The sequence below is a fragment of the Dactylosporangium aurantiacum genome, from assembly GCF_000716715.1.
Classification (GTDB): domain Bacteria; phylum Actinomycetota; class Actinomycetes; order Mycobacteriales; family Micromonosporaceae; genus Dactylosporangium; species Dactylosporangium aurantiacum.
In genome coordinates this window covers 1-329 of record NZ_JNYJ01000172.1, presented here as the reverse complement: position 1 = coordinate 329, position 329 = coordinate 1, and the positions used below count along the sequence as shown (strand labels likewise).

Annotated in this window: 1 protein-coding gene; it reads left to right on the top strand. The window is 69.0% G+C overall.

Annotated elements, in window-relative coordinates; genetic code table 11:
- On the top strand, positions 1–329 hold a 329-nt coding region (locus OP18_RS50810), incomplete at both ends, for an extracellular solute-binding protein (protein ID WP_033368063.1).

The window sequence follows — 329 nt, the reverse complement described above, 5'->3', positions numbered from 1 at the left end:
ACACCGCGGCGAACGCCGGTGTGAAGATCAGCACGCCGTCGTACCCGTACAACGACTACCTCAACCAGCTGCTGCTGCAGGTCCAGGGCGGGCAGCTGACCGGCGCGGTGCAGCTGGACGTGGCGTGGCTGGCCACCCTCGCCGCCACCGGCAAACTCCTGGATCTGCGATCCGTCGCGGCCGGCCTGGACTACGCCCCCGCCGCTCTCGCCCTCGGCCAGTCCAACGGTGTGCAGTACGGGCTGCCGTGGACGTTCGCCGGGATCGGGCTGATCAGCAACACCGAACTGCTCACCAAGGCCGGCATCACCAGCGCCCCGAAAACCGTC